Below are 7,084 nucleotides of genomic sequence, written 5' to 3' on the forward strand. Positions count from 1 at the left end.
AGGCTGCGGGACCGGCCGGGTCGCGATCCGGCTGGCCGAACAGGGCCACTCCTGCACCGGGATCGACAACGACGCCTCCATGCTGACGGAGGCCCAGGCCGCGGGACCCGACGTGACGTGGCTGCTGGCCGACCTGGTTGACATGAACACCCTGGCGGACCTGGCGGAGTTCTTCGACCTTGTCGTCGCGGCCGGAAACGTCGTCCCGCTGCTCGCTCCCGGCACCGAGGCGCTGGTCGTCGCCGCGATCGCGCAGCGGCTTGTACCCGGCGGCCTGCTGGTCGCCGGCTTCGGCCTGGATCGTGACCACCTGCCGCTGCCCGCTGCGCCATTCGGGCTGGCCGACTACGACCGGTGGTGCGCAACGGCCGGGCTCACCCTCGACCAGCGCTACGCGACCTGGGACGGCGATGTGTACGACGGCGGCGGCTACGCGGTCAGCGTGCACCGCGCGGGCCCCGTCGTGCACTGAGGGCGAAGGGTACGGTAACTGCCCCGTCGCGCCCCCTTTCGTCCTGACCGCTAACCTGGCCGAGAAGCGATCGGCAGGGAAGGCGCCAGCGGAGATGCGTACACACTTCGAACCAGAGCAGCAGGACGAGTTCGACGCCGCGAAAGAGCTGTTGATTCGTCGATGCACGGCGTGGGCGAATCACCAGCAGGTGGCCGCCGATCCGTTCATCCTGACCGCAGCCCTGGAGTTCCGCCACCACAGTGTCGACGGACGGTTGGCGTACTGGACCGTCGACCTCGCTCGGGAATTCCTGCTGGGCTGGGTACCGCGCAGGCTGTCGGTCACTGCGGACGACGCCGTGGACGCTGCGGCCACGCTGCTCACCCTGCTGCGCTATCTGCGCACCACCGACCTGGACGACCCTGCCTGCGACCCGCTGCCTGAGATCGAGGCCGCGCTCACCGCCATCGACGCCGAGTTTCGCCACGCGATGTCGGACGAACAGAACTTCAGCATCGCGAAATTCTGGGTCATGCGAGCGATCGCATCCGGCGTCGACCCCACCGACACTGTCGCCATGACGCGCTTCACCTCAGACGCCAGGGCCGGCCGGGTCGAGCATGACCAGGAGGCGCTCCGGCACGTCATCGCCCGCCAGCTTGGCGGCGCCGGCGAGCTACCGCAACGCGCCTGTATACAACTGCCAGTATCGATCCCGCCAACCAACGAGCTTGCCGCGATGGCGGAGGAGAACCGTCTCGTCCGGCAGTTGCGGGCGCTCACCGACTGGGTTGGCCATGCTGGTCGCCCGTTGACCACGACCGGCCAACTCAAACTCGCTGACGCCCGTGAGCTGGTCACGCTGGTCGACACCGGCGACACGATCGACCCCATCGTGGGCGGGCGGGTGTGGCGTACCAAGAGCAGCGCGGACCTGCCCGGGCTCACCCTTATCGTCGAATGGGCCAAGAAGCTCCGGCTGATCCGGGTGGTGAAAAGCCGGCTGGTGCAGATCGCGAAGTCCCAGCCCCTGCTGCTCGACGGCCTGGCCCTGTGGACCATGGCCATCAACACCTTCGCCGAGCTTGCCGACGCGGTCGTACGCCCGAGGCTGTACGGTCACCGCCCAGGAATGCTCCATGATCTCTTCGAGGAGATCGCGCCGGACCTCCTCAACACCATCTACGGCATGCCGGCGCCCGTTCCCGTCGTGCGCCTGGGCGAAAGCATGTGGACGTCCTGCCAGGCCGCGTTCGCCATCGACGACGTAGACGAGTCACAGCAGGAGATCTGGCGCACCGTCGTCGGGGGTGACCTGCGGCGGATACTGCGCGTGCTGGCCGCCGCCGGTGGGGTGGAGTTGAGCACCGGACCCGTCGATCCGATGTTCCGCTCCGACCTCGGCGACGACGTCAACGGCGGCGACGAGGGCGACTTCGGGGGCAAACTCGGGGGCGACTTCGACCCCGAGGATGACGTGTACGCCGAGGACAACCCGACCAGGAACATCACCGTCCTGCCCCCCGACGCCCGGGAACGGCTCAGCGTCGCGCTCGCCGCCGACGCTGGGCCTGTCGAGACCGTGGCGCTCACCCCGCTGGGCACCTATGCGGTCCGCATTCGGCTGCTCGCCGAAGGACGCCATATGCCGCTGGTCGGCGAGCTGTCCGATGCCGCGCCCGCGCAGCTGCTCGGCATGATTGCTCAGTACCACACGCCGGAAACAGGCCAGGAGGAGATCTCCCGCTGGCTGGCCGCCCACGGTGGCGCGGACACCGGTCTGGACCAGCTGCTCGACGCGGTACGCCGCTGCCCCTTCCGCAACCGGGCCGCCGCGATGCTCGACGTACTGGCCGCCGCCCAGCCCGACCGGAGGGCGCTGCTGCGGCGGCTGCGTTCCGACACCGTGCTGGGACCGATCGCCGTGCACCACCTCGTCTCCGACGAAGAGCTGAGCCCGGATGACCTCACCGAACCAGAAGGTCTACTGATCGTAACCGAACAGTTGCTCCAGCTCCTGGAAATCGCCGGCCCGGACGCGGTGCGCGAATCGTTCGCAAAGGTAGCCACCGGCGAGACACGGGACCTGTTCACCGCAGTGTTGCACTCGGGCCATCCTGACACCACCGGGCTGGACGAGCTGCGCACGCTGGTCATCGAGCCGCTGCAGCGTCGCGGCCCCCTGCGCCCGGCTCGCGCGCGCTCCCCGCGTCGCTCGCGGCCACCGGGCTCGCGGCCACGTTCATAGCCGGCCAGGTCCACCGCCGACCGCATCCATGGACGTGATCTTTCGAGGTTTGTAAGATCAACAGACCGGTCCACGCCGCACAAACCTCGAAAGATCACCCAACATTGATCACTAGCTCCGGTCAGCCGCCGAGGAGCTGACGGGCCATGACCACGCGCTGGATCTGGTTCGTTCCCTCGTAGATCTGAGTGATCTTCATCTCAAGAAGTTGATCTGCCCTCTGACCTGCTGTTTCCGTCTGCCAGTAAGGCGGTTTACCTCCAGGCTGATGATCGAGTTCACGTCTTGTCCAAAGACCTTGGTTGACCAAAGCCGCCGACCCCGATGGATCAAGGTTCATCTGCCGTCGTTCGATGGACGGCGTGGGGGACATGAAGCGCTTCCCCTCCAGGACGCGTCCCGCACTCGACGTCTCGCTTGCCAGGACGGTCTGCGACCCCCGCAGCTGCCCTTGGGGGTCTTCGCGCTCTTCCCAGTCGTAAACATCACTTCCTGGACGGTGTCGCGCTGTGCGCGACACCGTCATATGTCCCTTCCGGATTTCGTGCCACCCGGTACCGTTTTATGCACCCCGGTTTCGCTGTCCGGCAGCCGCGCGATGACATGTCATCGCGGCCCACGGTCGGATGGTTCTCAACCGTTCATCGGGTCGACCCGGGGCTACACCGTCCACCGGTCGGGGTCGATGCCGCCGAGCCAGCGGTCGATGTCGGTACGCCGCCAGACCCGGGTCCCGCCCCAGGTCGCCGTCCGGTTGACCACCGCGACAGGAGCAGGCGCACGGGGATCGGTCCGCATCCGATGGTCGACAGCCTGGCGGGTCACCCCGAGGACGGCGGCGATGTCGGAAGACCCCACGAACATCGGCGGCTCGTCCACGACCGCTGACGATAATCCGCCGACCACAGCATCAGATCCCCATCAGGCGCTGCATGCCACGGAGACCACGCCCCACAGAAACGATCTACTGGTCAGGTCACGGGTGCCCGCGGCCTGACGACACCCGGGTTGACCAGCAACGATGCCTGTCGTGATGAGCACGGCGATGACACGTCACTACGACGGTCATCCGCGGTAGACCTGGCGACGGTGATCGACCTCGATGATGAGGATGACGAGCTCGGCGTCCCGGACCTGGTAGACAACGCGGTAGTCACCGACGCGGACACGCAGCGCTCCTGCGCGGGCGGTTAACGAGCGGCAACCGGGCGGCCGCGGGTCCTGAGCCAGGAGTAGGAACACTCGTTCGATTCAATGACGGATGTCGACGGGCAGCTTACGTAGCGACCGACGCGCCGCCGGGAGAACTTCGACCTTGTCGGTCAATGCAGGACGGACTCATCGCCGAGATCGACCACGAGCGTTTCCAGCGAAACCGACTCGCCCTCCTCGGCCAGCGCAGCATCCAGCCGCGCTACCAGGGCCGCTTCTTCCTCCACGCTCAGCGGCCCGTCGTCGAGGTCCTCGACGAACGGCAGGTGGAAGGCGGGCTCGCTCATATCCCACGGTAGCGTCGATCGGTCACCGGATCATCCCGGAAGGGGCGACAGCCGTGTCTCCTTCAGGAGCCACCGATACCCCACAGCGCTACGGGCGTCATCGGCGCACGTCAGCCCTGCCCGAGCGGTACCACGAACATCGGCAACTCGTCGACGACCGCTGACGATAGCCCGCCCGACCGCGGCTTCAGACCCAGATCAGACCCCTCATGTGGCAGAAGCGCCTCACTGCGGCCATGACGACCGGTGAACGTTCCCCGGCGGTCGATCGCCGCGCCGGCGAGCTATTCCGGAAGCACACCGGTAGCTTTCGCGACGCATCTCACGGCCGGGTGAAGATGTCATGGGTGCCAATGGCCTCCCAGATGATGTGCGGCAGTCCGCTCTGCTTGGACACGCCATAACGGAACAGGGCTCGCCCATCCGGTGCCCAGGTCATCTCATACACACCTGGCCTGCGTCGGAAGCTCTTCACGCGCAGACCCGGCCGGAACCCGCGACCGGCGAGAAGGTCGGCGACGAAGAGGTCGCGGGCGCGCAGAAACCGCTCCCGCTGGGACGGCGTCAGGCGTCGCCAATCATCCCAGAAGCGAGCGGTTGGCTCGAAGGTCGGCACGACCGGCACAGTAGCCAGCCGTGCACGGGTCAGGCAGTACGGGGTAGATGCTCCCCGTCGTCGGCGGCCAGCTCGCGTGCGTAGGCGTCGAACTCCTCGACGGAGGCGAACACGGTCGTTCGTCCGTATGCAAGATCCGCCTCCGCGTCGTCGAAGGCCTCCTGCCATCTTGGATCAAGATCGATATCTTCCGGTACCGGGAACGGCAGATCAGCGGCGGTGAAGTCAGTACCCATCGCACTCTCCTGCAGCTCGACCGCAACACCGCCATCGGTGTCTTCCCAGTGGACCCACGATCACATGTGTAGTCAAGTCCGGCCCTTGGCGAGGCGGGTGGGAGTTGGACCCGCCTATGGCCTTCCTCGTCGCCGAGTGTGGTCCTCGCTCGCCACACCTCCAGGTCGTTCGTCGAGAACGAGATCGGCCTGTACGAGGAAGCCCCAGATCTCCACCCTGCCCGTGTGGCATCGGCACGGTCCGGCTTTCCCGATGATCGGTACGGTGATGCGACACGCCCCGGGGGATCCCCGCCCCGGTCGCGGCGGTGGTGTGACGGAGCCGACTCATCCAGACGGCCGGCCGCACCGAACCACAGATGTCCCCACCTCACCTGACCGCACACCCCCAGGAGCGTCCGTATGCCCCGTCGTCGGCTCACCGCCGCCGTGCTCGCCGCCGCCAGCACCGCCCTCGTTCTCGGCGCCGCCAGCGCCGCCTACGCCGCCAACACCCCGCCGCCGGACCCGTCCACGATCATCATCAAGTCCGACGTCACCCCGCCGCCGGACCCGTCCACGTTCATCGCCAAGTCCGACGTCACCCCGCCGCCGGACCCGTCCACGTTCATCGCCAAGTCCGACGTCACCCCGCCGCCGGACCCGTCCACGATCGTCGTCAAGGGATAGCCGCCGGGCTGGTCCGCTCCGCCCGGCGGCACTGCCCGCCGGCCGGAGCATCACCCCCGCCCGGCCCGACACCGAGCCGGTATGGCTCCGACTCACTCTCGCCGGCGGCCTGCTCCGACCTCGGCCACGCCACCCACCGCCTGATCCCACCCCGCCTGATGTCGGCAGCCGACATCAGGCGTAGCACCACCCATGACGGCAGGACGACACACAGGGTCCGACCTGCCAACAGCGCGAACAGGCCGAACCAAGGCCCCCGGCCGGACCGTGTTCAGCTCCACCGGCCGAGGGCCGCCCCTCCGGTGCGGTAGCCAGGCACTTTCCCCCTACTCCAGCAACACCCCCCGGACCAAAACGCGGTTTCGGCAATGCCAGCCAGCGGAGCTCCTCCAGCGGCCGCTCAAGGTTTCGGCAACACCCCCGGCGGAACCCCTGCGGATCTCGCGCCGCTGTCGTCCGACCGCGTCCGGTCGGACCCCCCACACTTGCTAAGCAAATGTCTATCTTGCTCCCCTGTGGATCAGTACCGGTGGGACACCTCGGCCGGCGCCGCGGACCATGACCACCCGACACCAGTAACTCGGCTCCGTAGTCCTAGCTCAGACACGAGCCGCAAGGTAGCGGTCAGGGCTTCGTGACCAGGGTCTTCTTCGGTTGACGGGGGACGGTCTTGGTCTTGTCGAGGTGTCCGTACACCGTCGACCGGGGCACGCTGAACATGTCGGCGATCTGCTGGACGGTCTTCTCCCGCTCGTCGTAGAGCCGTTGGGCGAGCACGGCCTGGTCGACGGTGAGGCGCGGCCGGCGCCCGCCGACCCGGCCGCGGGCCCGTGCGGAGGCGAGTCCGTCGTTGGTGTTCGCCACGATCAGCTCGCGCTGGAGCTCAGCGAGTACGGACAGCATCCCGAACATCGCGCGGCCCTCCATGGTCGCGGTGTCGATGCCCTGCTCGATGACGTGCAGGCCGATGCCGCGCTCGCGCAGCTCGGCACCGAGAGTCACCAGATGCAGCACGGAGCGGGAGAGCCGGTCGAGCCGGGTGACCTTCAATGTGTCGCCCTCGCGTAGCAGCTGCTGCATCACGAGGTCGAGCTTCGGGCGGGACGCCTTCGCGCCGCTGGCGACGTCGACGTGGATGTTGTCGCGGTCGACGCCGTGGCGGAGGAGCGCGTCGATCTGATGATCGGGGTTCTGGTCGGCCGTCGAGGTGCGGCAGTAGCCGATGAGCATTGTCGGAAACTACCCGAGGGACCGTTCTCCGACGTTGATTTCCGACGCGAGTTGCCGACAGTGCCCACCTGCGGGTTTGTGATCACTGTCAGATTCCGCAGTCGTGTGCACGGATGTCCGAGGTCCTCTGCG

At 67.5% G+C, this 7,084-nt stretch carries 10 protein-coding genes; 3 read left to right on the plus strand and 7 right to left on the minus strand.

What is annotated here, in order from left to right; genetic code table 11:
• Together U9983_RS25660 and U9983_RS25665 are read left to right on the plus strand one after the other, a co-directional pair.
• Positions 1-472: class I SAM-dependent methyltransferase (locus tag U9983_RS25660; protein WP_322756476.1), on the plus strand; the 472-nt coding region annotated here is incomplete at its 5' end.
• Between the two features lie 94 nt (positions 473-566).
• Entirely contained in the window at positions 567-2,702 is a 2,136-nt protein-coding gene (locus U9983_RS25665; protein WP_322756477.1) for a hypothetical protein, read from the plus strand.
• Between the two features lie 121 nt (positions 2,703-2,823).
• Here the strand turns inward: U9983_RS25665 and U9983_RS28155 are convergent, their stop codons facing one another.
• The 6 genes from U9983_RS28155 to U9983_RS25695 all read right to left on the minus strand — a co-directional run bounded on the left by U9983_RS28155 (position 2,824) and on the right by U9983_RS25695 (position 5,053).
• Positions 2,824-3,075 carry a hypothetical protein gene (locus tag U9983_RS28155; RefSeq protein ID WP_416211543.1) on the minus strand — a complete coding sequence of 84 codons (252 nt, stop codon included), beginning with the start codon at positions 3,073-3,075 and terminating at the stop codon, positions 2,824-2,826.
• Between the two features lie 287 nt (positions 3,076-3,362).
• Positions 3,363-3,566: a hypothetical protein gene (locus U9983_RS25675; RefSeq protein ID WP_416211541.1), complete on the minus strand. Its 204-nt coding sequence runs from the start codon at positions 3,564-3,566 to the stop codon at positions 3,363-3,365.
• 201 nt (positions 3,567-3,767) lie between these two features.
• The gene (locus U9983_RS28160) at positions 3,768-3,944 is read right to left on the minus strand and encodes a type II toxin-antitoxin system RelE family toxin (protein WP_416211542.1); all 177 of its coding nucleotides are present in this window, start codon (positions 3,942-3,944) and stop codon (positions 3,768-3,770) included.
• An 80-nt stretch (positions 3,945-4,024) separates the two neighbouring features.
• Complete coding sequence (locus U9983_RS25685) at positions 4,025-4,201, minus strand: hypothetical protein (RefSeq protein WP_322756480.1); 177 nt, start codon at positions 4,199-4,201, stop codon at positions 4,025-4,027.
• A gap of 322 nt (positions 4,202-4,523) precedes the next feature.
• Positions 4,524-4,817, minus strand: coding sequence for a hypothetical protein (locus U9983_RS25690; RefSeq protein WP_322756481.1), 294 nt, complete (start codon positions 4,815-4,817; stop codon positions 4,524-4,526).
• A gap of 29 nt (positions 4,818-4,846) precedes the next feature.
• Positions 4,847-5,053: a hypothetical protein gene (locus tag U9983_RS25695; RefSeq protein WP_322756482.1), complete on the minus strand. Its 207-nt coding sequence runs from the start codon at positions 5,051-5,053 to the stop codon at positions 4,847-4,849.
• 402 nt (positions 5,054-5,455) lie between these two features.
• Here U9983_RS25695 and U9983_RS25700 point away from each other — a divergent pair, with 402 nt between their 5' ends.
• Positions 5,456-5,722, plus strand: a complete 267-nt coding sequence (locus tag U9983_RS25700; RefSeq protein ID WP_322756483.1) for a hypothetical protein — start codon at positions 5,456-5,458, stop codon at positions 5,720-5,722.
• Between the two features lie 624 nt (positions 5,723-6,346).
• On the opposite strand, the gene U9983_RS25705 is transcribed toward U9983_RS25700, so the two are convergent.
• The gene (locus U9983_RS25705; RefSeq protein WP_322756484.1) at positions 6,347-6,952 is read right to left on the minus strand and encodes a recombinase family protein; all 606 of its coding nucleotides are present in this window, start codon (positions 6,950-6,952) and stop codon (positions 6,347-6,349) included.
• Between the last annotated feature and the right edge of the window lie 132 nt (positions 6,953-7,084).

Source organism: Protofrankia sp. Cas3 (assembly GCF_963555955.1).
Lineage (GTDB): Bacteria > Actinomycetota > Actinomycetes > Frankiales > Frankiaceae > Protofrankia.

Coding starts and splice junctions, on each gene's coding strand:
- U9983_RS25665 (WP_322756477.1), top strand. CDS start 567: ATGCGTACACACTTCGAACCAGAGCAGCAGGACGAGTTCGACGCCGCG.
- U9983_RS28155 (WP_416211543.1), bottom strand. CDS start 3,075: ATGTCCCCCACGCCGTCCATCGAACGACGGCAGATGAACCTTGATCCA.
- U9983_RS25675 (WP_416211541.1), bottom strand. CDS start 3,566: ATGTTCGTGGGGTCTTCCGACATCGCCGCCGTCCTCGGGGTGACCCGC.
- U9983_RS25685 (WP_322756480.1), bottom strand. CDS start 4,201: ATGAGCGAGCCCGCCTTCCACCTGCCGTTCGTCGAGGACCTCGACGAC.
- U9983_RS25695 (WP_322756482.1), bottom strand. CDS start 5,053: ATGGGTACTGACTTCACCGCCGCTGATCTGCCGTTCCCGGTACCGGAA.
- U9983_RS25700 (WP_322756483.1), top strand. CDS start 5,456: ATGCCCCGTCGTCGGCTCACCGCCGCCGTGCTCGCCGCCGCCAGCACC.
- U9983_RS25705 (WP_322756484.1), bottom strand. CDS start 6,952: ATGCTCATCGGCTACTGCCGCACCTCGACGGCCGACCAGAACCCCGAT.